Source organism: Rathayibacter tanaceti (assembly GCF_009834165.1).
Classification (GTDB): domain Bacteria; phylum Actinomycetota; class Actinomycetes; order Actinomycetales; family Microbacteriaceae; genus Rathayibacter; species Rathayibacter tanaceti.
Map to the genome: position 1 here is coordinate 1997011 of NZ_CP047186.1, position 22180 is coordinate 2019190.

A 22180-nucleotide genomic window follows, 5' to 3' on the forward strand; every position below is an offset into this window, starting at 1 on the left:
ATGATCGGAGCGGCATGGACACGCCGGTATCTTCGACCGGATGCGGACCGATGGCGATCTCGAGAGGCCGACCCCACCGGGGATCGGCCTCTCCGCGCGTCTGGCGCGACTGACCATGAGCGGCGTCGGCCGCCTCGTCTACCGGCCGATCGTCGAGGGGCGCGAGAACGTCCCGACCACCGGGCGGGTGATCCTCGCCAGCAATCATCTGTCGTTCATCGACTCCCCCGTGCTGACTCTGCTCGCTCCCCGGCCCGTGCAGTTCCTGGCGAAGTCCGACTACTTCACCGGCACCGGGGTACGCGGTGCAGTCTCACGCTCCTTCTTCACCTCCGTCGGTGCGGTGCCGGTCGAGCGCGGAGCGGGGCAGGCGGCGCAGGAGGCGCTCGATCTCGGCCGGGCGATCCTCGAACGGGACGAGGCCTTCGCCGTGTATCCCGAGGGCACGCGCTCGCGCGACGGGCGCCTCTACCGCGGGCGCACCGGAGTCGCCTGGCTCGCGCTGACGACGAGCGCTCCCGTCGTGCCGGTCGGGCTGATCGGGACGCAGGAGCTGCAGCCGGTCGGCACGAGCGTCCCCCATCTGCACCGGATCACCGTCCGCTTCGGAGCGCCGCTCGATCTCTCCCGACACGGCTCGGCAGACTCCGGACGAGCGAGGCGGCACGCCACCGACGAGGTGATGGCCGCGATCCACGCTCTGTCCGGGCAGGAATCGGCGGGCGTGTACAACGAGTCGCCGCCGACCACGGCGGTGGAACGGATCCGCAGGGCGCTGCCGCACGAGCGCCGCTGACTCAACGCGCCAGCGTCACCGGCTCGTGCGCCACAGGGAAGTTGACCGAGCGGGCGATGAAGCAGAGCCGCGACGCCTCGGCGTGCAGCGACTGCGCGAGGTCGACCGTGGAGGCCTCGGCCACTGTCACGCGCGGCCGCAGGGTGACCGAGGTGAACTGGCCGCCCTCTCCCTCCTGCTGCATCCGGCCGATCGCGTCGTCGGTGTACTCGGTCACGACGACTCCGTTCTTGACGGCCACGTGCAGGTACGAGAGCAGGTGGCACTGCGCGAGCGCGGCGAGAAGCAGCTGCTCGGGGTTCCAGCGGTCGGCGTCCCCGCGGAAGGGCGTGTCGGCGGAACCGAGGATCGGCTCCGGTCCCTGGGCCGAGACGACCAGCTGGCGCCCGTACTCGCGGTAGCCGCTCGTGCCGGTGCCCCGGTTCCCCTCCCAGACGACGGACAGTGCGTACTCGTGCTCCGACGTCATCGGTTCTCCTCCTCCGCGTGGTGGATCAGGCCGGTCCCGCTGGTCTGGACCTCTGGAGGCGGAACCCCCGCGGCTAGACTCGCAGGACCATGACAGACACGCTCGCGCCCCAGCTTCCCACGTCCGCGATCCCTCAGCAGCGGCGCGTCGAGACCGAGATCCCCGGCCCCCGATCCCGGGCCCTGCACGAGCGTCGTCTCGCCGTCGTCCCCACCGGAGTCGGCACCGCGCTCCCCGTCTACATCGACCGCGCGCACGGAGCGATCCTGGTCGACGTCGACGGCAACGCCTTCATCGATCTCGGCGCCGGCATCGGCGTGACGACCATCGGTCACACCGACGACTCCGTCGTCGCGGCGGCCACTGCTCAGCTCGGCCGTCTCACGCACACGCTCTTCACGGTCACGCCCTACGAGCCCTACATCCGGGTCGCGGAGCTGCTCGCCGAGCACACCCCCGGGGACTTCGCCAAGAAGACCGTGCTGGTCAACTCCGGCGCCGAGGCGGTCGAGAACGCCGTCAAGATCGCCCGCAAGCACACCGGTCGGGCAGGTGTGGCGGTGCTCGACCACGCCTACCACGGCCGCACCAACCTCACGATGGCGATGAACTTCAAGGCGCTTCCGTACGGTCTGGGCTTCGGGCCGTTCGCGAGCGACGTGCACCGCGCGCCGAGCTCCTACCCGTACCACGACGGACTCTCGGGGGCCGAGGCCGCCGAGCGGACCATCTCGTACCTCGAGAAGACGGTCGGCGCCTCCGCTCTGGCCTGCCTGGTGGTCGAGCCCATCCAGGGCGAGGGCGGCTTCATGGTCCCCGCGCAGGGCTTCCTCCCGGCGTTGCAGGAGTGGTGCACCACCAACGGCATCGTCTTCGTCGCCGACGAGATCCAGTCGGGCATGGCCCGCACCGGCGCCTGGTTCGCCAGCGAGCATCTCGGCCTGGTGCCGGACCTGGTCCTCTCCGCCAAGGGGATCGCGGGCGGGCTGCCGCTCGCAGGCGTCACCGGTCGCGCCGAGATCATGGACTCCGCTCAAGCCGGCGGGCTCGGTGGCACCTTCGGCGGCAACCCGGTTGCCGCCGCCGCAGCAGTCGCCGTCTTCGAGCGCATCGAGCGTGAGGGCCTCCTGGCCGAGGCGGACCGGATCGGCACCCGCCTCGGCGCTGCGCTCCGCGTGCTGCAGGAGCAGCACGAGATCATCGGCGACGTCCGCGGTATCGGCGCGATGATGGCGATCGAGCTCGTGATGCCCGGCACCGCAGGAACAACGAAGGAGCCGAACCCCGCCGCTGTCCAATCGGTCATCGACTACGCCGCTCAGCACGGCGTACTCGTGCTGAGCGCCGGTACCTACGGGAACGTGGTCCGCTTCCTGCCGAGCCTCGCCCTGACCGACGAGCTGCTCGACGACGCCGTCTCGGTGATCGCCGACGCCCTCGCCTCCCTCTAGTCGCAGACGCCTGCGGGCTGCCACCGACCCCGGCGCCACACCGTCGCGCCGCGTCATCGGCGTCCTCCCGCGGGGAGGAAGGCGGAACGCTCGGGGGCGCGGTGCGGTCGGGCAAGATGGGGGGATGCCAGCAGGAACCTTCACCGTCGCCGAGTCCGTCGAGCTGGCGGTCGTCGAGCGCTCGGGATTCATCGAGTCCCGTCACGCCGGCTCGGCCGTGCTGCTCGACCCCGACGGCCGCGTCGTGCGCAGCCTCGGCGCGCCGACAGCACCCGTCTTCCCTCGATCGTGCCTCAAGCCCTTCCAGGCCCTCGCGGTGATGACCGCGGGAGTCGAGCTGAGCGGGCCGGAGGCGGTGATCGCCACCGCGAGCCACGCCGGCATCCCGCAGCACGTCGCCCTGGTGCAGAACCTGCTCTTCCGAGCCGGCCTCGATCACAACGCTCTGCAGTGCCCCGCCGACTGGCCCGGCGACTCCGCAGCCCGCGCTCAGCTGCTGCGGGCCGGCGGCGTCGCGGATTCCCTCTTCATGAACTGCTCGGGCAAGCACGCGGCGATGCTCCTGGCCTGCGTGCAGAACGGCTGGAGCACCGAGGACTACCTCGAGCGCTCGCACCCGCTCCAGCAGCACATCGTCGACACCATCGAGCGGCTGACCGGCGAGCGCGTCGTCGCCTCCGGCATCGACGGCTGCGGCACCCCGGTGCACGCTCTTGCTTTAACGGCCCTCGCCAAGGGGATCTCGCGGATCGTCTCCTCCTCCCCCGCCTCCCCCTTCGGTCTCTACCGCCAGGCGGGCGTGCTGACCGCCGCGATCCTCGAGAACGCATGGGCCATCGACGGCCCCGGCCGAGACAACACCGTCGTGATCGAACGCCTCGGGCTCGTCGCGAAGCTCGGCGCCGAGGGGGTGCTCGTGATGGCGTCGCCGGACGGCACGACGGTCGCGCTGAAGATGCTCGACGGCAGCCTGCGGGCGGCCACGGTCGTCGCGCTGAAGCTCCTGGTCGAGGCCGGCGTCGTCGACCGGGGAGCGGCGAACGAGGTGCTCGTGCGGCTGAACCCGGTCGTCTCGGGCGGCGGGCGCACGGTCGGCGCGATCCGAGCCTCCTACGTCTGACCCCGTCGCTCCGCCCCCTCCGTCCGACTCCGCGCTACGGCGTGCGGGCGAGGCGCTTCGCCCGCGCCGCCGACGACACCTGCGTGATCACGACCACCACGATCGCCAGCACGAACACCGCCGAGGCGATCACGTTCGCCTCGGCAGGGATTCCCCGCGCCGCCGCGATGTAGATGTACTTCGGGAACGTGGTCACGGATCCCGACGTGAAGTTCGTGATGATGAAGTCGTCGAAGCTCAGCGCGAACGACAGCAGGGCCGCCGCGAGGATCCCCGGGAGCAGCAGCGGGAAGGTGATCCTCCAGAACACCTGGTTCGGTGAGGCGTAGAGGTCGCGGCCCGCCTCCTCCAACGCCGGATCCAGACTCGCGACCCGCGCCTTCACCGTCACCACGACGAAGCTGATGCAGAACATCGTGTGCGCGAGGACGATCGTCACCAGCCCCTTCTCGGCACCGACGCTGAGGAACTGCGCCGCCAGTCCCGCTCCGAGCACGACCTCCGGGGTCGCCATAGGGAGGAACAGCAGGAGGCTGATCGCCGAGCGGAACCGAAACCGGAAACGCACCAGCGCGATTGCGATCATGGTGCCCAGCGCCGTCGCCAGCGCTGTCGCGACGACTCCGACGAGCAGACTGTTGCCGAAGGCCGTCATCACCTCGTCGCTGCTCCACGCCGATACCCACTTGTCGAGGGTGAAGCCGCGCCAGGCGAGGTTGCTCTTGCCGGAGTCGTTGAACGAGAAAACGAAGGTGTAGCCGATGGGGATCAGCAAGAAGATCAGCGCAAGCGCCGTGTAGACACCGAGGCCGAGGCCCCGGAAGCGCCGCGGGCGCGCCGCCGGAGCCGGAGCGGGCGCGCCGAGAGCCTCCTGGCCGCTGGCGATCGGACGGTCGGCGGTGGCGGTCACAGGAGCTCCTCCGTTCCACTGCGCTTCACATAGAAGCCGACGATGAACAGGATCACGGCCATCAGCACGATCGAGAGCGCGGCGGCAGCCGGGTAGTTCTCGAGCGTGAGGAAGTTGGCCTCGATCGCGTTGCCGACCATCGATGTCTGCGACGAACCGAGGAAGTCGCGGCTGGCGTTGATGTAGTCGCCTGCTGCCGGGATGAAGGTGAGCAGCGTGCCCGAGACGATGCCCGGCATCGACAGCGGGACAGTCACCCGCCAGAACACCGAGGCTGGATGCGCGTAGAGGTCCGATCCCGCCTCGAGGAAGCGCACGTCGAGCCGCTCGAGCGTCGTGTAGAGCGGGAGGGTCATGAACGGGATGAAGTTGTAGGTGATGCCGAAGATCACGGCGAACGGCGTACCGGTCAGATGGCCGTCCCCGGGGAGGACGGCCATCGCCTTCAGCGCCTGCACGAGCGGGCTCTCGTCTGCGAGGATCTGCTTCCACGCGAGCGTCCGCAGCAGGAAGCTGATGAAGAACGGGGCGATGACCAGCGTGAGCAGCAGGTTCTGGAGGAGCGGCCACGAGCGCGCCTTCACGCCGATGACGTACGCGAGCGGGTAGCTGATCACGAGCGCGAGCACCGTCGCGATCAGCGCGTAGCCGAAGGAGCGTACGGCATGCGGCCAGTAGTCGCTCATCACGACCAGGTAGTTCTGCCAGGCGAAGCCCGGCGCGTACTCGCCGATGTCGCCATCCGGCACCTCAGCCTGGAAGGACGTGAGCACGAGGGAGATCAGCGGCGCGAGGAAGAACAGCAGCATGTAGGCGATGCCCGGAAGCATCAGGACCAGCGCGACGGTCGAGCGCGCGCGGACCGGCGGCGGCGCCGAGGTGGCCGGACCCGAGGCGAAAGCGGCGAAGGCCATGCCTACGCGCCTCCCGCTCGGCCGGAGAGCAGACCCCGACGCTGGACGGCGATCGCGTGGGTGGAGTCGTCTGCGTCGAAGCGCGGGACGGAGCCGGGCTCGTCGGCGAGACCGAAGCCGTGCTCTGCGCTGAAGCCCACCCACACCTCCGCACCCTCGCCGACCACCGGGCCGAAGACCATGTTCTGCGCGAAGACGATGACCGGCCCGACTCCCGGCATCTGGATCGTGTACTGCGTGCTGACCCCGCTGAACGAGACGTCGCTCACCCTGCCGGGGCCGAGGATGTTGCGGCCCGGAGCCTGCGGCGGCTCCTCGGTCAGCAGCAGCAGCTTCTCGGGGCGGACCCCGATGGTGATCTCGCCGCTCGTCCGAGCGCAGCGCGCGGTGGGCACCACGATGCGGTGCCCGCCCGCGTCGACGGTCAGAGCGCGGTCGGTCGAGCCGACCACCTCTCCCGTGAACAGGTTCGACTGGCCGAGGAAGTTCGCGACGAAGGCGGTGCGTGGCAGCTCGTAGAGCTCCTCCGGGGCGCCCATCTGCTCGATCCGGCCTCTGTTCATCACGGCGACCGTGTCGGCCATCGTCATGGCTTCCTCCTGATCGTGAGTGACGTGGAGGAAGGTGAGCCCCACCTCCCTCTGGATCGACGTGAGCTCGAGCTGCATCTGACGGCGCAGCTTGAGGTCGAGCGCACCGAGCGGCTCATCGAGCAGGAGCAGAGCCGGTCGGTTGACCAGCGCGCGGGCGAGGGCCACGCGCTGCTGCTGCCCGCCCGAGAGCTGCGCCGGGCGGCGCTGGGCGAGGTGGTCGAGCTCGACCAGCCGCAGCGCCTCGTGCGCCTTGCCCACCGGATCGGCGATCCTGCGGCGTTTGAGCCCGAAGGCGACGTTCTCGAGGATCGACATGTGCGGGAACAGCGCGTACGACTGGAACACCGTGTTGACAGGACGCTGATAGGTCTTGGTCGCCGTGACGTCCCTCCCGCCGATCAGGATCCGCCCGGCCGAGGGATCCTCCAGACCCGCGACGAGGCGGAGCGTGGTCGTCTTTCCGCAGCCGGACGGGCCCAGCAGGGCGAAGAACGACCCGGCGGGGATGGTGAGGTCGAGCGAGTCGATGGCGGTGAAGCCGGGGTACTGCTTGCTGATCCCGACCAGCTGGAGGTCGGCGCCGCTCTCGGCGAAGGTCCCGGTCGCCATCAGATGCCCAAGAGCACCTTCTGGAACTCGGCCTGGTACTCCTTCTCCTCCGAGGCCGTCAAGGTGCGGAACACATGCGCCTGCGCGAGCGTGTCCTCGTCGGGGAAGATCAACTGGTTCTCGGCCAGCTCCGGGTCGATGCTCTCCATGACGTCCTTCGCTCCGTCGACGGGGGTGATGTAGTTCACCCAGGCGGCCACTTCAGCGGCGACCTCGGGTTCGTAGTAGTAGTTCATCAGGGTCTCGGCGTTGGCCTTCCGCTGCGAGCCCATCGGTACGACGAAGGTGTCGTTCCAGAGCGCACCACCGGAGTCGGGGAAGGCGAACTCCCACTTGTCGCCCGCTTCGGTGTTGATCAGGGTGATGTCGCCCGACCAGCAGATGGCAGCGAGGGTGTCCTCGTTCTGCAAGTCGTTGAGGTAGGCGTTCCCCTTGATGTTCCGGATCTGGCCGACGTCGACCTGCTTCCGGAAGACGTCGATCGCGTTCATGTACTCGTCATCGCCCCACGGCCCGGCGATGTCCGTCCCCTGGGCCAGCATGATCAGACCGATCGTGTCGCGCATCTCGCTCAGCACGCCCACCCGGCCGCGCAGCGACGGGTCCCAGAGCTCCTCGATGCTGGAGAGACCGTTGGGGAGCTTCTCCCTGTTCCAGCAGATGCCCGAGAACCCGGCCTGGTACGGGAGGGAGTGCTTGCGGCCCGGATCGAAGTCGGGGTTCGCGAGCGAGGGCGTGAGATTCACGATGTTGGGGATGTTGGCGTGGTCGAGCTCCTGCACGTAGCCGCGGCGGACCAGCCGCGACACCATCCACTCCGTGAGGCAGACCGTATCGGCTCCGATGTACTGGCCGAGGGCGAGCTGGTCCTTGACCTTGCCGTAGTACGAGTTGTTGTCGTCGACCGCGACGTTGTAGGTGACGGCGATCCCGGTGCTGTCCTCGAAGCCGGTCAGTGAGGGGTAGTTCCCGTCGTCGTCCTCGTCCATGTAGGCGGGCCAGTTGTCCCAGACCAGCCGGGGGTCGCTCGCCGAGCGGTCGGCTGCGGCGGTCGGAGCCGCGCGTGTCTGCGGTGCGCAGGCCGCCAGAGCGAGGGCGCCTGCCCCCAGTCCGAGGCCGCTGAGGACCGCCCGGCGCGAGAGGACCGCCCGACGCTCGCGCTCGTGCGAGCGGGCGACGGCGATGGCGTCGCGGAGGACGGGATCCCTCGGGAGGGGACGGGTCATGGCGGAGACTCCTGACTGCGTCGATGCTCGAGCCCACCGGGGTGAACGTGGGGAAATACTGGCACAGCGCTCGTGCGCCTGTCACGGCAGACGGAGGAGAACGGCGATCTGGAAACATGATCGTCACGAAATCAGTGTCGAGAATCCGATCCGACCGCCGATTCGGTTCGTCGGAGTCGCCTGGCAGGCTCGGTCGTCAGCGGCCGGCGGGCGGGCGCGCCGTCGCCCCTGCCGAACCCTCTACTCGCTCGACCGCCATCTCGACGGAGGAGAGCAGCAGACGGCTGCCGAGCTTCGCCCGGTACCGCCGCCCGGCTTCCAGCGGAAGTGGAGCCTGCGTCGGAGCGACCAGGACGGAGCCGTTCGCCGACCAGCGGTCGCGCACCCAGAGACCACCGTCGTCGAAGCCGAACTCGAGGTGCGTCTTCGAGAGCGAGCGCGACGGATCGGGGATCGCCAGGATGTGGCGGAAGGTCTCGTTGGGGTCGGGCAGCGGCTGGCGGCCGATCAGGCCGTTGCCCGTGACCACGGCGTGCTGGCCGGTTGCGAAGGTGAGACGCACGAGGCCCTGCGCGGGCGGCGCCATCGGAGCTCCGGCCGCCGGGCGCCGGTGTCTGCCGGGAGCGAGACCCGGCAGCCAGGCGCGACGCGAGGGGTCGAGCACGGTGGTGTCACCGGACGAGGCGGGACGGCTCGCACCCGATGCAGCGTGCGCAGTCACCGATGAACCACACTCGCCGCACAGGATCGCCCCGGGAGCGAGCGTGGAGCCACACGTGCTGCAGATCACCGAGAACGCCCTTTCTCTCTCCATCGTACCCAGCGCCGGGTGCTCGGTCCTCTAGCGAGCGGATCCCGACGCGAACCGGCAGTCGGAGGCAGGCGGCTGCTGCTCTCGCGTCGCTGCGGCCAGGCGGGGCGGGCGCGAGTGGTGCAGCAGGTCAGACGGGGAACCCGCGACCGTCGTCACCGGTGACGGCGAGCACATCGACCACGATCACGGTCACGTTGTCGTGCGCGCCGTTGTCCAGGGCTGCCTCCACGAGCGCGTCCACGGTCTCCTGAGCCGACCGGCTCTCAGCGAGGAGGTGACCGAGCCCCGTGTCGGTGAGCTCCCTCGTGAGTCCGTCGGAGCAGACGAGGAGCCTCGTCCCCGCGAGGACGGGGACGAGGCGGTAGTCGGGGATGGGCGCCTCGTGGAACCCGACTGCGCGGGTGATCACGTTGCTGTGCGGGTGCACGTCCGCCTCATCGCGCGTGATCATTCCGGCGTCGACAAGCTCCTGGACGATGGAGTGGTCGATCGTGAGCTGCACGAGAGTTCCCGAGAAGCTGAGGTAGACGCGGGAGTCGCCGATGTTGAAGACGGACCAGTAGGGCTCGCCGCCGACCGCGGTCAACGCCACTCCCGTGACCGTAGTGCCCGTGCCACCGTCGGCCGTGTGCGGCTGGCGAGCGATGTCCTCGACCGCCTCCCGCAGAGCCCGGTCGATCTCCTCCGCGCCGACCGTCGCCCCCAGGGCCGCCGTCGACAGACGCGCGACGACCGCGTCGCTCGCGACCTCGCCGGCGGCATGACCGCCCATCCCGTCCGCGACAGCGAAGAGAGGGCTCTTCGCGAGGTAGCTGTCCTCGTTCGTGCTACGGACGAGCCCGGTCTCGGTGCGAGCGGCCCACCCGATGGTCACCTCCGCCGAAGGGGTGTCCGAGGTCCAGGCCGAGACCGGAACGGTGACGGAGGCACGGCTGCGGCCGATCTGCGTCATCGCGTCTCCTCGGTGCTTCTGCGCCCGCCTCGAACGCTGCTGTCACGATGCTATCCGCTGCCGGCGAGTCGCCTGGGCACCGACGGAGCGGGGCGCCACCGCCCGCGCCTCGAGACGGCCAGACCACCGATTCCGCCGTCCGGTGGGGGCTGGCCTGCGGATTCACTTGCCCGGCTACTCGCTGACTGCCACAATCACCGCATGAGCCCTCCCCGACCTCCGTCCCAGCGCCCGATCCAGCTCGACGAGGTCTCGAAGGCGATCATCGAGCAGCTGCAGGCCGATGGCCGGCGCTCGTACGCCGAGATAGGTAAAGCGGTCGGCCTGAGTGAGGCCGCGGTGCGGCAGCGGGTGCAGAAGCTGACGGAGTCCGGCGTCATGCAGATCGTCGCAGTCACCGATCCGATGCAGCTCGGCTTCTACCGCCAAGCGATGATCGGCGTGCGCGTCACGGGAGACACCCGCGAGGTCGCTGACCGGCTCGCCTCGATCCCCGCGGTCGACTACGTCGTGTTGACGGCCGGCTCCTTCGACATCCTCGCCGAGGTCGTCTGCGAGAACGACGACGACCTGATCGCCCTGCTCAACGAGGAGATCCGCTCGCTCGCGGGCGTGCTCTCGACCGAGACCTTCGTCTATCTCAAGCTCCACAAGCAGTTCTACAACTGGGGAACGCGGTAACCGATGACCACTCAGACAGCATTCTCGACGTCCGGCCTCGAGTCGGGCGACTCCGTGCGCGGAGCCGACGCACCGGGAGGGATCGACGACAGTGCCCTGCAGAAGAAGGCGAAGGACCATCTGTGGATGCACTTCACCCGCCAGTCCACGATGGACTCGGGCGCGGGAGTCCCGATCATCACCCGCGGCGAGGGCCACCACATTTGGGACAGCACGGGACGGAAGTACTTCGACGGCCTCTCCGGCCTCTTCGTCGTGAATGCCGGCCACGGTCGCCGTCGGCTTGCGGAAGCCGCCGCCAAGCAGGCCTCCGAGCTCTCCTTCTTCCCACTGTGGTCGTACGCCACTCCCTCGGCCATCGAGCTGGCCGACCGTCTCGCCGATCACGCTCCTGGCGACCTGAACCGCGTGTTCTTCTCGACCGGCGGCGGCGAAGCCGTCGAGACGGCCTTCAAGCTCGCGAAGCACTACTGGAAGCTGCAGGGGAAACCAGGCAAGCACAAGGTGATCTCGCGGTCCGTCGCCTATCACGGCACCCCGCACGGCGCGCTCGCGATCACCGGAATCCCCGGCATGAAGTCGATGTTCGAGCCGCTGGTGCCCGGCGGCTTCCGCGTGCCGAACACCAACTTCTACCGTGCGCCCCAGCACGGTGACGATCTGGAGGCGTTCGGGCTCTGGGCGGCCGATCGCATCGAGGAGATGATCGAGTTCGAGGGCCCCGACACCGTCGCCGCGGTGTTCCTGGAGCCGGTGCAGAACTCCGGGGGCTGCTTCCCGCCCCCGCCCGGGTACTTCCGAAGAGTGCGCGAGATCTGCGACAGGCACGACGTCCTGCTCGTCTCGGACGAGGTGATCTGCGCCTTCGGCCGTATCGGCCACATGTTCGCCTGCGACGAGTACGGCTACGTGCCGGACATGATCACCTGCGCGAAGGGCATGACCAGCGGCTACTCCCCCATCGGGGCGACCATCGTCAGCGACCGGATCTACGAGCCCTTCCGCCACGGCCAGGTGGTGTTCCCTCACGGGTACACCTTCGGCGGGCACCCCGTCTCGGCGGCGGTCGCCCTCGAGAACCTCGACATCTTCGAGGAAGAGGGCCTGAACGAACGGGTCCGCGAGAACTCGCCCCTCTTCCGATCGACGCTCGAGAAACTGCTCGATCTGCCCATCGTCGGCGACGTTCGGGGAGCCGGCTACTTCTTCGGGATCGAGCTGGTCAAGGACAAGGCGACGAAGGAGACGTTCGACGAGGACGAGTCGGAGCGGCTCCTGCGCGGCTTCCTCTCCAAGGCGCTCTTCGATGCCGGGCTCTACTGTCGCGCTGACGACCGCGGGGACCCGGTGGTGCAGCTCGCGCCTCCGCTGACCATCGGCCCCTCGGAGTTCGACGAGATTGAGCAGATCCTCCGCGGAGTGCTGACCGAAGCCTGGTCGAGGCTGTAGAGCGGGTCGCTCCGTCACGCGGCGCATCCCGGCCGCTCCTCGAGGAGCGCGGCAGACAGGCGTCGCGCGCCGACGTGGTGCGGATCGAGACGCACCGCCTCGCCGGCGAGCTCCCTCGCCTCTTCGGCTCGCCCTTCGCCGGCCAGGAGACGCGCGAGCACCACGAGCACTGCTGCTCGCTCGGTACCGGGGGCGGAGGCGCACGCCCTGGCGAGCAACGCGGTCAGAGGCGCCCGGGTGCAGGCGGCGCGACCGAGGAGAAGCACGCGGTCCGCGCCCTCCGCCCGCTGCACCGAAACGATGAGGGCAGCGAGGGAGGCGGGGCGGATGGCACCGGGCGGGCCGTCCGCTGATCGGCGCACGAGCTCGTCGACGCTGGCGCGGAGCGCTCGCGGGAGCTCTGCGCCGGGATGCCGGTCGAGGAGCCGATCGACGACGGTGGCGACCTCGAGGCACTCGGCCCTGTCGATCACGGGCAGGAGCGCAACGGCCTGCCCGGCGGGATCCGCCTCGCGCTCGTCGAGCACCGCGACCTGCAGGCTCAGCCCCGGGAGAGCTCGACCGCGCGCCTCGAGAGCGGCGACCAGCCGCGCGCATGCATCCGGTGCCGCTTCGCCGGGGCTCACCACCGCGACGGCCTGCTCGACGCGGCCGAACCTCCCGAGCGCACCGAGGCAGGCTCGGGCGACGAGGCCCGGATCCGCCTCGGGGACGGCGAAGCGGAGCGAGCCGGAGGGCTCACCGGCCCGAAACGGGACGAGCACGAGACTCCCCCGCGGGCTGCGCTCGACGGGACAGGGAACCGCGGAGAGGAGCCTCTGCAGCTCGACGGCGGAGAGCGCGGCGGGGAGCCGGCGCGGACCGAGGGTGGACGGGTGAGCGGGAAGTGGTGAGGTCATGCGCCGATCCTGCCGATGCTCACCTCCGGTGTGGGCCGCGGACCGCGCGTTCGTCGGAGGGATCGCGCAGACTTCCTCCTGTGGAGGGAGCTCTGAGCACGGCCGATGCGCACGGGGCGCGCACGTCGGCGACGCCCCTGTGATCGGGCGGTCCGTCGGAATCTCCCTCACCCTCAGCTTCCCGATGATCCTGGCTCCGCCCGCGTTCGTCCGGCACCCCGGGCACGCCGCGGCGACGACCGTGCACGGGGTCCTCTCCACGACTGCGCTCGGCACCGCCGTCGCCGTGGTCCGCCGCAGCTCCCTCCACAGGCGGTCCTCTCTGCAGCCTGTGCACCGGTGTCCGATTCCCGCCGGTCCGGGCACATCAGCGCCGATACCCTCGAGGCATGAGAACGACTCCCCTGCACGTGCGACGCACGACCAGCCCTCTCGGCCGCATCGAGGTGGGCAGCGATGGCGAGTCCATCGTCTCGCTCGCCATCGAACGGGGCGGTCGGCTCCCGCACGAGCACCTCCCCGACTCCGATCTCTCGGTGCTGCACCGCGCCGTCGAGCAGCTGCGCGAGTACTTCGCCGGGGACCGCCGCTCGTTCGACCTCCCGGTGGCGCTGCGCGGCACTCCCTTCCAGCTCGAGATCTGGCAGCAGCTCCAAGGGATCGGTTTCGGCGAGATCACGTCCTACGGGGCGCTCGGCACCGCCACGGGGAGGCTGCGCTCCGGCCGGCCCATCGGAGGCGCGGTCGGGGCGAATCCGGTGCCGATCATCGTCGGCTGCCACCGGGTTCTGGCGAGCGACGGCCGCATCACCGGCTTCAGCGCCGGTGAAGGTATCGAGACCAAGGCGTGGCTGCTCGAGCACGAGGGTATCGCGCACCGATGACCACCGACGACGGCCTCCTCCTGGGCGAGGACGGTGTCCTCCGCTGCGCATGGAGCGGCGACGACCCCGAGTACCGCCGGTACCACGACGAGGAGTGGGGCGTTCCCCTGCACGGCGATCGCCCGCTCCTCGAGAAGATCTGCCTCGAGGGCTTCCAGTCGGGTCTGTCGTGGCTGACGATCCTGCGCAAGCGCCCGCGCTTCCGGGACGTCTTCGCGGGTTTCGATCCCGTGCGCCTCGCCGCGTCGGGCGAAGAGGACGTCGATCGTCTGATGGAGGACACCGGCATCATCCGCAACCGCGCGAAGATCATCGCCGCGCGTGACAACGCCCGAGCGACCGTGGCTCTCGTCGAGCGGGAGGGCGTCGGAGCGCTCGACCGTCTCGTCTGGTCGTTCCACGAGGCGACGGAGCCGGAGCGCCTCGTCCGCCCCGGCGACATCCCCTCCAGCACCCCGGCCTCCGCCTCGCTCGCCAGGGCGCTCAAGAAGGAGGGTTTCCGCTTCGTGGGCCCGACGACCGCCTACGCGCTGATGCAGTCCGCCGGACTGGTCGACGACCATCTCACGGGGTGCGCTCGCCGCAGCTGAACACTCAGCCCTCCGGAGTGACCAGATCGAGTTCGCCCGTCTCGGAGTTCCGAGCCAGGGAGAACCCCCGCTGCTCCGCCCAGGCCGCGAGCTCGTCGAGCGAATCCGTCGAGACACCGTCCTCGGCCAGCGCTCGGACGAAGCGCCCCTTGCCCTGCTTGTTATGGTGATTGAGGGACCGCAGCCCGCCATCGGCGTGCCTGGAGCGCACACGGACGAAGTAGCGTTCGTTCGCGTCGCCCAGAGGGGCGAGAGCAGCGTAGGCCTCGCTGCGCAGATCGAGAACGAGTCCCTCGAGCGAGGCCAACGACCGGCCTGCCTCCGCAGCCCACCACCGCTTCAGCGGCATCCCGGGCACGCGGGAGTCGTGCGAGAGCCGATAGGCGGGGATGGCATCGAGCGCGCCGACCGGCCCCCACAGGGCGGACTGGACGATCACGCTCCGGCCCAGCACCTCTCGAGCGGCCGGCGGCAGGCTCGCCGCGTCGAGCGCGTCGAAGAGGACACCGTCGAAGCGGTCCACGGCCGGCAGAGCCGGTGCCGACGCGAGAGCAGCGTTCCGGTCGATTTCGTCGAGCTGTCGCGGGCCCAGCTTCAGCGCCCGTGCTGACGACTCACGGTCGGCGGACAGCTCGATCAGGGCATCCCTCAGCGCACGGCGCTTCTCGAGGAGCTCCGGGAACGCGAGCGCCTCGAGAACGAACGGCAGGTTGCCGCCCTCGCGCTTGGTCTCCGACGGTGGAAGCAGGATGTGCACGGGTCTCCTTCGAGCTGATCGACGGTTCGGGCAGGGCACGACGGAGGGGCCGGGCGATCGCGATGATCACCCGGCCCCTCCCGGTGCCGCTCTCAGCGGCGGTGCGTCAGATGAGCGCCGCCTCGCGGGCGACGACCGTCACGACGTCGTTCTCGACCGAGAGGAAACCGTCATCGGCCTGAGCGGTGAGCCGCGTGCCGTCGAGGGCCGTGACCCGTACCTCGCCCGTGGCGAGGATCGCGAGCATCGGCTCGTGGCCGGCCAGGATGCCGATCTCGCCCTCGACGGTGCGGGCCGTGAGCTGCTTCGCCTCTCCCGACCATACCTCGGCGTTGGCGGAGACGACGCTGACCTTCAGGGTCCCGGCCATGATCAGCCGTTCTCCTTCTGGATCTGGGCCCACTTCTCCTCGACGTCGGTGATCGCGCCGACGTTGAAGAACGCCTGCTCGGCCACGTGATCGAACTCACCCTTGGTGATCGCATCGAACGACTCGATCGTCTCCTTGAGCGGAACCGTGGAGCCCTCGACGCCGGTGAACTTCTTGGCCATGTAGGTGTTCTGCGAGAGGAACTGCTGGATCCGGCGCGCACGCGACACCGTGATCTTGTCCTCCTCGGAGAGCTCGTCGACACCGAGGATCGCGATGATCTCCTGCAGCTCCTTGTTCTTCTGCAGGATCTGCTTCACGTTCGTCGCCACGCGGTAGTGGTCGGCGCCCAGGTAGCGGGGGTCGAGGATGCGCGACGTCGACGTCAGCGGGTCGACGGCCGGGTAGAGGCCCTTCGACGCGATCTCGCGCGAGAGCTCGGTCGTCGCGTCGAGGTGCGCGAAGGTGGTCGCCGGAGCCGGGTCGGTGTAGTCGTCGGCGGGGACGTAGATCGCCTGCAGCGAGGTGATCGAGTGTCCTCGCGTCGAGGTGATGCGCTCCTGGAGCACGCCCATCTCGTCGGCGAGGTTCGGCTGGTAGCCGACCGCAGAGGGCATGCGGCCCAGAAGGGTCGACACCTCCGAACCGGCCTGGGTGAAGCGGAAGATGTTGTCGATGAAGAGCAGCACGTCCTGCTTCTGCACATCGCGGAAGTACTCCGCCATGGTCAGTGCCGACAGGGCAACGCGGAGACGCGTTCCCGGCGGCTCGTCCATCTGGCCGAAGACGAGGGCGGTCTTGTCGAAGACGCCCGCCTCCTCCATCTCGGCGATGAGGTCGTTGCCCTCACGGGTACGCTCGCCGACTCCGGCGAACACCGACACTCCACCGTGGTCCTGCGCGACTCGCTGGATCATCTCCTGGATCAGGACGGTCTTGCCGACGCCCGCGCCGCCGAACAGGCCGATCTTGCCGCCCTGCACGTACGGCGTGAGGAGGTCGATGACCTTGATGCCGGTCTCGAACAGCTCGGTCTTGGACTCGAGCTGGTCGAACTGCGGCGGCTTGCGGTGGATGGGCCAGCGCTCGGTGATCTCGAACGACTCGCCGTTGATCTTCCCGTCGGCGTCGGCGTTGAGCACCTCGCCGATCACGTTGAAGACCTTGCCCTTGGTCACATCGCCGACGGGCACCGAGATGGGCAGGCCCGTGTCGTGGACCTCCTGGCCGCGGACGAGACCATCGGTGGGGTTCAGCGAGATGGCGCGGACGAGGTCGTCGCCCAGGTGCTGCGCGACCTCGAAGGTCAGCTTGCTCGAGACGCCCTCGACCTCGACGTGCGTGTAGAGCGCGTTGTAGACCTCGGGGATCGCGTCGTGGGGGAACTCGATGTCAACGACGGGGCCGGTGACGCGAGCGATGCGGCCGATGGCCCCGCCCGACGTTCCGGTCGCCGCCTCAGGTGCGGTCAGTGTCATTGCTTCTTCCTTCTGTGGTCTCACCGCACCGGGAGGGCGGAGTCGAAACTGTGTGGGGAGCTGGGCCCTCTACTTGGAGGACGACAGGGCGTCGGCGCCGCCGACGATCTCGGCGATCTGCTGCGTGATCTCGGTCTGGCGCGCGTTGTTGGCCAGACGCGTGTAGGTCTTGATCAGCGTGTCCGCGTTGTCGCTCGCCGACTTCATCGCCTTCTGGCGCGCCGCATGCTCCGAGGCCGCCGACTGCAGCATCGCGTTGAAGATGCGGCTCTCGACGTACACGGGCAGGAGGCGGTCGAGGACCGTCTCGGGATCGGGCTCGAACTCGTACAGCGGGTAGAGCTCGCTGTTCTGCTCATCGGCGCCCTCGACGACCTCGAGCGGCAGGAGGCGCACCACGGTCGGCTGCTGAGTCACCATGCTGACGAAACGGTTGTAGACGAGGTGGATCTCGTCCACGCCGCCCTCCTCGTCATCGAGGTTGTAGGACTCGACGACCGCATCGGCGATCTCCTTCGCGGTCTCGAAGACGGGCTGATCGGTACCGCCCGTCCAGACGCGCACACTCGGACGCTTGCGGAAGGAGAAGTAGGCGTTGGCCTTGCGGCCGACCAGGTAGAAGAGGACCTCCTTGCCCTCGCTGCGCAGCAGCGCAGCCAGCTCCTCGGCCTCTTTGAGCACGCTCGACGAGAACGCGCCGGCGAGGCCGCGGTCGGAGGTGAAGATGACGATCGCGACTGTGTCCAGCTTCTCGCGCTCGGTCGTGAGCGGGTGCTCGACGTTCGAGTAGGTCGCGACGGCGGACACGGCCCGCGTGATCGCGTTCGAGTACGGCGCCGCGGCTGCGACGCGGTTCTGCGCCTTCTGGATGCGCGAGGCCGAGATCAGCTCCATGGCCCGAGTGATCTTCTTGGTCGTCTGGGCCGAACGGATCTTCGACCGGTAGACCCGGAGTTGCGCTCCCATGTGTCTCCTGTTGTCCTAAAAGTGGCGAATCGTCGGGTGCCGCTGGTCAGCGACGGCCCTTCACGATCTTCTCCTGGCCGACCTCGTCAGCCGCGATCGCCTGGTGCTCCTCGCGCCCGGCGGAGGCGAGCGGCTTGCCCTCGCCCGTCTGGAACTCGAGCTTGAAGCCGTCGACGGCGCGGGTGAGCTCAGCGACGGTGTCGTCGGAGAGGACGTTGGTCTCGCGGAGCGTGCTGAGGACCTGGGTGTTACGGCCCAGGTAGTCGAGGAGCTCACGCTCGAAGCGCAGCACGTCGGGCACGGGGACCTCGTCGAGCTTGCCGTTCGTGCCGGCCCAGATCGAGACGACCTGCTCCTCGACGGGGTACGGCGAGTACTGCGGCTGCTTGAGCAGCTCGGTGAGGCGCGCGCCACGGGCCAGCTGACGACGCGAGGCGGCGTCGAGGTCGGAGGCGAACATCGCGAACGCCTCGAGCGAGCGGTACTGCGCCAGCTCGAGCTTGAGCGTGCCGGAGACCTTCTTGATCGACTTGACCTGCGCGTCACCGCCGACTCGGGAGACCGAGATGCCCACGTCGACCGCAGGACGCTGGTTGGCGTTGAAGAGATCCGACTGGAGGAAGATCTGGCCGTCGGTGATCGAAATCACGTTGGTCGGGATGTAGGCCGAGACGTCGTTCGCCTTGGTCTCGATGATCGGGAGACCCGTCATCGATCCGGCGCCCAGCTCGTCGGACAGCTTGGCGCAACGCTCCAGCAGACGGGAGTGCAGGTAGAAGACGTCGCCCGGGTAGGCCTCGCGCCCCGGCGGACGACGCAGGAGGAGCGAGACCGCACGATAGGCCTCGGCCTGCTTCGACAGGTCGTCGAAGATGATGAGGACGTGCTTGCCGCCGTACATCCAGTGCTGGCCGATGGCCGAGCCGGTGTAGGGCGCGAGGTACTTGAAGCCGGCGGGGTCGGAGGCGGGGGACGCGACGATCGTCGTGTACTCCATCGCTCCGGCGTCCTCGAGCGCGCCCTTCACCGAGGCGATGGTCGAGCCCTTCTGGCCGATGGCGACGTAGATGCAGCGGACCTGCTTGTTCGTGTCGCCCGACTCCCAGTTGGCCTTCTGGTTGATGATCGTGTCGATCGCGATGGCGGTTTTGCCGGTCTGGCGGTCGCCGATGATGAGCTGGCGCTGGCCGCGGCCGACCGGGATCATCGCGTCGATGGCCTTGATGCCGGTCTGCAGCGGCTCGTGGACCGACTTGCGCGACATGACGCCGGGCGCCTGGAGCTCGAGAGCACGACGGCCCTCGGAGGCGATGTCGCCCAGACCGTCGATCGGGTTGCCGAGCGGGTCGACGACACGACCGAGGTAGCCGTCGCCGACGGGGACGGAGAGGACCTCGCCCGTGCGGGTCACCTCCATGCCCTCCTCGATGCCGGAGAACTCGCCGAGCACCACGACGCCGATCTCGTTCTCGTCGAGGTTCTGGGCGAGGCCCAGGACGCCGTTCGAGAAGCGGATGAGCTCGTTGGCCATGACGCCGGGGAGTCCCTCGACGTGGGCGATGCCGTCGGCGGCGTCGATGACGTAGCCGACCTCGGTGGTGGAGGCCTTGCCCGGCTCGTACGACGAGACGAAGTCCTTCAGCGCGTCGCGGATCTCATCCGGGCTGATGGTGATATCTGCCATGGGAATTCCTATTCGTTGGGTCCGTGCGAGCCGAAGAGGTCGTCGGGGCCTGACCTGGATGGTGCGGGGGTCGAGAGCGGTGCCCTCTGAGGATACGTGCGCCCGTCAGGACGCGAGCTGGAGCTTCAGGTCGGACAGCCGTGCGGAGACGGTGCCGTCGATGACCTCGTCGCCGACGTGCAGGCGCATTCCGCCCAGGAGGGCGGGGTCGACCACGACGTTGACGGAGACCGGGCGGCCGTGCTGGCGCGTGAGCGCCGAGCGGAGCCGATCGAGCTGTTCGGGGGCGATCGGCGCGGCGACCGAGACCGTGGCGAGGGTGAATCCGCCCTGGTCGGCGACCACTCCGGCGGCGAAGCGGACGAGTTCCGGGATGCGGCGACCGCGCGGGTGCGCGATCAGCTGCCGGAGGATCGCCAGCGTCTCAGCCGAGGCCTTGCCCTCGAGGAGGCGCTGCACGAGCGCGACCTTCGACTCGGCCGCGGCGAGCTTGCTGCCGAGCGCGAGCTCGAGTTGGGCGTCGGAGGCGACGACCGCGCCGAACGCGTGGAGCTCGGTCTCGATCGACGCACCCGCAGGAGCGGATGCCGCGATCGCGCGGACCCCGACCTCCTCGACGCCGGCGACCAGGTCGCTCGAGCTCGACCAGCGGTGGCCGACGATCACGGTGAGCAGGCGCTTGGCCGGCTCGCCGAAAGGACCGAACACGCGCGCGACGAGAGCCTGCTTGCTGCTCGAATCGGCGCTCGGATCGGCGAGGGCGGAGCGCAGCTGCGCCTGGCCGTCGATGACCCGAGCCGCTTCGAAGAGCTGCTGGGCGGTGTCGAGGGACCCCTGACCACCGAGGGCGGAGAGTTCCGCCTTCGCCGATACGAGTGCCTGCCTGGACGCGCTGCCCATCAGCTGCTCGCCTTCTCCGAGGCCTCGAGGTCGGCGAGGAAGCGGTCCACGATCGCGGCCGCCTTCGCGTCGTCGTTGAGGCTCTCGCCGATCACGCCGGAGGCGAGGTCGATGGCGAGGGTTCCGACTTCGGAGCGGAGCGAGACCACAGCGGCCTGACGGTCCGCCTCGATCTGGGCATGCGCGTTGTGCAGGATGCGCTCGGCCTCGGCCTGCGCCTGCTCCTTCTTCGCCGCCACGATCGCGTTACCGTCGGCGTTCGCCTTCTCGCGGATCACTCCCGCCTCGGCGCGGGCCTCGGCAAGCTGAGCGGTGTACTTCTCGAGAGCGGCTTCAGCCTGACGCTGGGCCTCGTCGGCCTTGGCGATGTTCCCTTCGATCGCCGCCGCCCGCGCATCGAGCAGCTTCTGCAGGCGAGGCAGGACCAGCTTCCAGAAGAAGAAGAGCAGGACGAGGAAGATCACCCCCGACCAGAAGAAGTCGTAGAACTCCGGGATCAGAATGACCTCGGGGACGTCACCTTCTCCCGCAGCGATGTTCACAGCGGTGCTGAACACGACTACGCCGCGAAGATGAAGTAGGTGGCGAGACCGATGAGCGCGAGCACCTCGGTGAACGCGATGCCGAGGAACATCGTGGTCTGGAGGCGGCCTGCCATCTCGGGCTGGCGCGCCATGGCCTCGACGGTCTTGCCCGCGACGATGCCGACACCGATGCCGGGGCCGATCGCTGCGAGGCCGTAACCGACCGTCGCGATGTTGCCGGTGAGTTCGGCGAGAACGGTGACTGAGTCCACGAGTGGGTCCTTTCAGTGGGGTGATCGTGAGAACGGGCGGGAGCCCGTGAGTAGTGGGGTCAGTGCTCCTCGGCGACGGCCAACTGGATGTAGACCGCAGCGAGGAGGGTGAAGATGTACGCCTGGAGGACGGCGACGAGGAGCTCGAAGAGCGTGAACGCGCCTCCGAAGGCGAAGGTCACGACGCCGAAGAGCTTGAAGCCCGGGTCGACCTGGGAGCTGAAGAGGAAGAACTGCGTGGCCGAGAAGCAGAGCACCAGGAGGAGGTGCCCGACGATCATGTTCATCACGAGCCGCAGGGCGAGCGAGAGCGGACGGATGATGAACGTCTGCAGGAGCTCGATCGGCGTGAGGATGAAGTAGATGAGGAACGGTGCCCCGGGCGGGAACAGCGCGTTCTTGAAGAAGCCCATCCCGCGGTCCTTGATGCCGGCGTAGATGAACGTCACGTAGGCGACGAGACCGAGGAAGAGCGGCATGCCGACGACCGAGGTGCCCGCGATGTTCAGGAACGGGACGATGCCGGTCAGGTTCATCGAGATGATCGCGAAGAAGATCGTCACGAGGATCGGCAGGAACCGGCGGGCGTCCTTCTCGCCGAGGATGTCCTTGGCGATCGTGACGCGCACGAAGTCGAAGGCCATCTCGACGACGCTCTGGAAGCGTCCGGGCACGAGGCGCAGCTTGCGCGTCCCGAGCCAGAAGAACAGCATCAGTGCGATGACCGCGATGAAGCGGACCAGCATGACGCGGTTGATCTCGAAAGGGGTTCCCTCGAAGAGGAAACCGGGCGGGAAGAACTCGGAGATCGACGGGGTGTGGAAGTCACTCTCACCGGTCGAGGTCGAGACCAACAGGTTCACAGCGTTAGC

24 protein-coding genes are annotated in these 22180 nt (G+C 68.9%); 7 read left to right on the top strand and 17 right to left on the bottom strand.

Going from position 1 to position 22180, the window contains the following annotated elements; all coding sequences use genetic code 11:
- Positions 1-40: 40 nt before the first annotated feature.
- The gene (locus tag GSU10_RS09400; RefSeq protein ID WP_068208374.1) at positions 41-796 is read left to right on the top strand and encodes a lysophospholipid acyltransferase family protein; all 756 of its coding nucleotides are present in this window, start codon (positions 41-43) and stop codon (positions 794-796) included.
- A 1-nt stretch (position 797) separates the two neighbouring features.
- On the opposite strand, the gene GSU10_RS09405 is transcribed toward GSU10_RS09400, so the two are convergent.
- Positions 798-1265 (bottom strand): OsmC family protein, encoded by a 468-nt coding sequence (locus GSU10_RS09405; protein WP_068208376.1) that lies wholly within the window; start codon positions 1263-1265, stop codon positions 798-800.
- A gap of 89 nt (positions 1266-1354) precedes the next feature.
- On the opposite strand from GSU10_RS09405, the gene gabT reads away from it, so the two are divergent.
- Together gabT and GSU10_RS09415 are read left to right on the top strand one after the other, a co-directional pair.
- Positions 1355-2716 carry a 4-aminobutyrate--2-oxoglutarate transaminase gene (gene gabT / locus GSU10_RS09410; protein WP_068208378.1) on the top strand — a complete coding sequence of 454 codons (1362 nt, stop codon included), beginning with the start codon at positions 1355-1357 and terminating at the stop codon, positions 2714-2716.
- A gap of 124 nt (positions 2717-2840) precedes the next feature.
- The gene (locus GSU10_RS09415; protein ID WP_068208381.1) at positions 2841-3836 is read left to right on the top strand and encodes an asparaginase; all 996 of its coding nucleotides are present in this window, start codon (positions 2841-2843) and stop codon (positions 3834-3836) included.
- A gap of 34 nt (positions 3837-3870) precedes the next feature.
- Here GSU10_RS09415 and GSU10_RS09420 read toward each other — a convergent pair whose 3' ends face one another.
- From GSU10_RS09420 to GSU10_RS09445, 6 genes are all read right to left on the bottom strand, one after another.
- Positions 3871-4608: an ABC transporter permease gene (locus GSU10_RS09420; RefSeq protein WP_132504403.1), complete on the bottom strand. Its 738-nt coding sequence runs from the start codon at positions 4606-4608 to the stop codon at positions 3871-3873.
- 134 nt (positions 4609-4742) lie between these two features.
- A complete protein-coding gene (locus GSU10_RS09425; protein WP_068208384.1) occupies positions 4743-5660 on the bottom strand; it encodes an ABC transporter permease in 918 nt (305 codons plus the stop codon).
- 2 nt (positions 5661-5662) lie between these two features.
- Positions 5663-6862, bottom strand: coding sequence for an ABC transporter ATP-binding protein (locus tag GSU10_RS09430; RefSeq protein WP_068208386.1), 1200 nt, complete (start codon positions 6860-6862; stop codon positions 5663-5665).
- Positions 6862-8088 carry an ABC transporter substrate-binding protein gene (locus GSU10_RS09435; protein WP_082844962.1) on the bottom strand — a complete coding sequence of 409 codons (1227 nt, stop codon included), beginning with the start codon at positions 8086-8088 and terminating at the stop codon, positions 6862-6864. Before GSU10_RS09435 ends, GSU10_RS09430 begins: the two co-directional genes overlap by 1 nt.
- A gap of 196 nt (positions 8089-8284) precedes the next feature.
- Positions 8285-8674 (bottom strand): FHA domain-containing protein, encoded by a 390-nt coding sequence (locus GSU10_RS09440; RefSeq protein ID WP_068208388.1) that lies wholly within the window; start codon positions 8672-8674, stop codon positions 8285-8287.
- A gap of 355 nt (positions 8675-9029) precedes the next feature.
- Complete coding sequence (locus GSU10_RS09445; protein ID WP_068208391.1) at positions 9030-9854, bottom strand: PP2C family protein-serine/threonine phosphatase; 825 nt, start codon at positions 9852-9854, stop codon at positions 9030-9032.
- Between the two features lie 201 nt (positions 9855-10055).
- Between GSU10_RS09445 and GSU10_RS09450 the strand changes: the two genes are divergently transcribed.
- Both GSU10_RS09450 and GSU10_RS09455 read left to right on the top strand, forming a co-directional pair.
- A complete protein-coding gene (locus GSU10_RS09450) occupies positions 10056-10535 on the top strand; it encodes an Lrp/AsnC family transcriptional regulator (protein ID WP_068208394.1) in 480 nt (159 codons plus the stop codon).
- Between the two features lie 126 nt (positions 10536-10661).
- Positions 10662-11984 carry an aspartate aminotransferase family protein gene (locus GSU10_RS09455; RefSeq protein WP_236713517.1) on the top strand — a complete coding sequence of 441 codons (1323 nt, stop codon included), beginning with the start codon at positions 10662-10664 and terminating at the stop codon, positions 11982-11984.
- A gap of 14 nt (positions 11985-11998) precedes the next feature.
- On the opposite strand, the gene GSU10_RS09460 is transcribed toward GSU10_RS09455, so the two are convergent.
- Complete coding sequence (locus GSU10_RS09460; RefSeq protein WP_068208397.1) at positions 11999-12883, bottom strand: hypothetical protein; 885 nt, start codon at positions 12881-12883, stop codon at positions 11999-12001.
- 389 nt (positions 12884-13272) lie between these two features.
- Here GSU10_RS09460 and GSU10_RS09465 point away from each other — a divergent pair, with 389 nt between their 5' ends.
- Positions 13273-13767, top strand: a complete 495-nt coding sequence (locus GSU10_RS09465; RefSeq protein WP_068208400.1) for a methylated-DNA--[protein]-cysteine S-methyltransferase — start codon at positions 13273-13275, stop codon at positions 13765-13767.
- Complete coding sequence (locus GSU10_RS09470) at positions 13764-14357, top strand: DNA-3-methyladenine glycosylase I (RefSeq protein WP_068208403.1); 594 nt, start codon at positions 13764-13766, stop codon at positions 14355-14357. The genes GSU10_RS09465 and GSU10_RS09470 overlap by 4 nt, the downstream gene beginning before the upstream one ends.
- Positions 14358-14361: 4 nt before the next feature.
- Here the strand turns inward: GSU10_RS09470 and GSU10_RS09475 are convergent, their stop codons facing one another.
- The 9 genes from GSU10_RS09475 to atpB form a co-directional block, all read right to left on the bottom strand.
- Positions 14362-15114, bottom strand: a complete 753-nt coding sequence (locus GSU10_RS09475) for a YaaA family protein (RefSeq protein WP_068208406.1) — start codon at positions 15112-15114, stop codon at positions 14362-14364.
- Positions 15115-15220: 106 nt separating this feature from the next.
- Positions 15221-15484: a F0F1 ATP synthase subunit epsilon gene (locus tag GSU10_RS09480; RefSeq protein WP_068208409.1), complete on the bottom strand. Its 264-nt coding sequence runs from the start codon at positions 15482-15484 to the stop codon at positions 15221-15223.
- A 2-nt stretch (positions 15485-15486) separates the two neighbouring features.
- Positions 15487-16962: a F0F1 ATP synthase subunit beta gene (atpD, locus tag GSU10_RS09485; protein WP_068208411.1), complete on the bottom strand. Its 1476-nt coding sequence runs from the start codon at positions 16960-16962 to the stop codon at positions 15487-15489.
- A gap of 69 nt (positions 16963-17031) precedes the next feature.
- Positions 17032-17928: a F0F1 ATP synthase subunit gamma gene (locus GSU10_RS09490; protein ID WP_068208415.1), complete on the bottom strand. Its 897-nt coding sequence runs from the start codon at positions 17926-17928 to the stop codon at positions 17032-17034.
- Between the two features lie 46 nt (positions 17929-17974).
- Positions 17975-19612 (bottom strand): F0F1 ATP synthase subunit alpha, encoded by a 1638-nt coding sequence (gene atpA, locus GSU10_RS09495; RefSeq protein ID WP_068208417.1) that lies wholly within the window; start codon positions 19610-19612, stop codon positions 17975-17977.
- Between the two features lie 105 nt (positions 19613-19717).
- A complete protein-coding gene (locus tag GSU10_RS09500) occupies positions 19718-20512 on the bottom strand; it encodes a F0F1 ATP synthase subunit delta (protein ID WP_068208420.1) in 795 nt (264 codons plus the stop codon).
- Positions 20512-21069: a F0F1 ATP synthase subunit B gene (locus tag GSU10_RS09505; RefSeq protein WP_068208423.1), complete on the bottom strand. Its 558-nt coding sequence runs from the start codon at positions 21067-21069 to the stop codon at positions 20512-20514. Before GSU10_RS09505 ends, GSU10_RS09500 begins: the two co-directional genes overlap by 1 nt.
- 2 nt (positions 21070-21071) lie before the next feature.
- The gene (locus tag GSU10_RS09510; protein ID WP_055794702.1) at positions 21072-21308 is read right to left on the bottom strand and encodes an ATP synthase F0 subunit C; all 237 of its coding nucleotides are present in this window, start codon (positions 21306-21308) and stop codon (positions 21072-21074) included.
- 59 nt (positions 21309-21367) lie between these two features.
- A complete protein-coding gene (gene atpB / locus GSU10_RS09515) occupies positions 21368-22171 on the bottom strand; it encodes a F0F1 ATP synthase subunit A (RefSeq protein WP_068208426.1) in 804 nt (267 codons plus the stop codon).
- Between the last annotated feature and the right edge of the window lie 9 nt (positions 22172-22180).

Excerpts from the sequence above, each read along its gene's own strand:
- GSU10_RS09400 (WP_068208374.1), top strand. The coding sequence starts at position 41 with ATGCGGACCGATGGCGATCTCGAGAGGCCGACCCCACCGGGGATCGGC.
- GSU10_RS09405 (WP_068208376.1), bottom strand. The coding sequence starts at position 1,265 with ATGACGTCGGAGCACGAGTACGCACTGTCCGTCGTCTGGGAGGGGAAC.
- gabT (WP_068208378.1), top strand. The coding sequence starts at position 1,355 with ATGACAGACACGCTCGCGCCCCAGCTTCCCACGTCCGCGATCCCTCAG.
- GSU10_RS09415 (WP_068208381.1), top strand. The coding sequence starts at position 2,841 with ATGCCAGCAGGAACCTTCACCGTCGCCGAGTCCGTCGAGCTGGCGGTC.
- GSU10_RS09425 (WP_068208384.1), bottom strand. The coding sequence starts at position 5,660 with ATGGCCTTCGCCGCTTTCGCCTCGGGTCCGGCCACCTCGGCGCCGCCG.
- GSU10_RS09430 (WP_068208386.1), bottom strand. The coding sequence starts at position 6,862 with ATGGCGACCGGGACCTTCGCCGAGAGCGGCGCCGACCTCCAGCTGGTC.
- GSU10_RS09435 (WP_082844962.1), bottom strand. The coding sequence starts at position 8,088 with ATGACCCGTCCCCTCCCGAGGGATCCCGTCCTCCGCGACGCCATCGCC.
- GSU10_RS09440 (WP_068208388.1), bottom strand. The coding sequence starts at position 8,674 with ATGGCGCCGCCCGCGCAGGGCCTCGTGCGTCTCACCTTCGCAACCGGC.
- GSU10_RS09445 (WP_068208391.1), bottom strand. The coding sequence starts at position 9,854 with ATGACGCAGATCGGCCGCAGCCGTGCCTCCGTCACCGTTCCGGTCTCG.
- GSU10_RS09450 (WP_068208394.1), top strand. The coding sequence starts at position 10,056 with ATGAGCCCTCCCCGACCTCCGTCCCAGCGCCCGATCCAGCTCGACGAG.
- GSU10_RS09455 (WP_236713517.1), top strand. The coding sequence starts at position 10,662 with ATGCACTTCACCCGCCAGTCCACGATGGACTCGGGCGCGGGAGTCCCG.
- GSU10_RS09460 (WP_068208397.1), bottom strand. The coding sequence starts at position 12,883 with ATGACCTCACCACTTCCCGCTCACCCGTCCACCCTCGGTCCGCGCCGG.
- GSU10_RS09465 (WP_068208400.1), top strand. The coding sequence starts at position 13,273 with ATGAGAACGACTCCCCTGCACGTGCGACGCACGACCAGCCCTCTCGGC.
- GSU10_RS09470 (WP_068208403.1), top strand. The coding sequence starts at position 13,764 with ATGACCACCGACGACGGCCTCCTCCTGGGCGAGGACGGTGTCCTCCGC.
- GSU10_RS09480 (WP_068208409.1), bottom strand. The coding sequence starts at position 15,484 with ATGGCCGGGACCCTGAAGGTCAGCGTCGTCTCCGCCAACGCCGAGGTA.
- atpD (WP_068208411.1), bottom strand. The coding sequence starts at position 16,962 with ATGACACTGACCGCACCTGAGGCGGCGACCGGAACGTCGGGCGGGGCC.
- GSU10_RS09490 (WP_068208415.1), bottom strand. The coding sequence starts at position 17,928 with ATGGGAGCGCAACTCCGGGTCTACCGGTCGAAGATCCGTTCGGCCCAG.
- atpA (WP_068208417.1), bottom strand. The coding sequence starts at position 19,612 with ATGGCAGATATCACCATCAGCCCGGATGAGATCCGCGACGCGCTGAAG.
- GSU10_RS09500 (WP_068208420.1), bottom strand. The coding sequence starts at position 20,512 with ATGGGCAGCGCGTCCAGGCAGGCACTCGTATCGGCGAAGGCGGAACTC.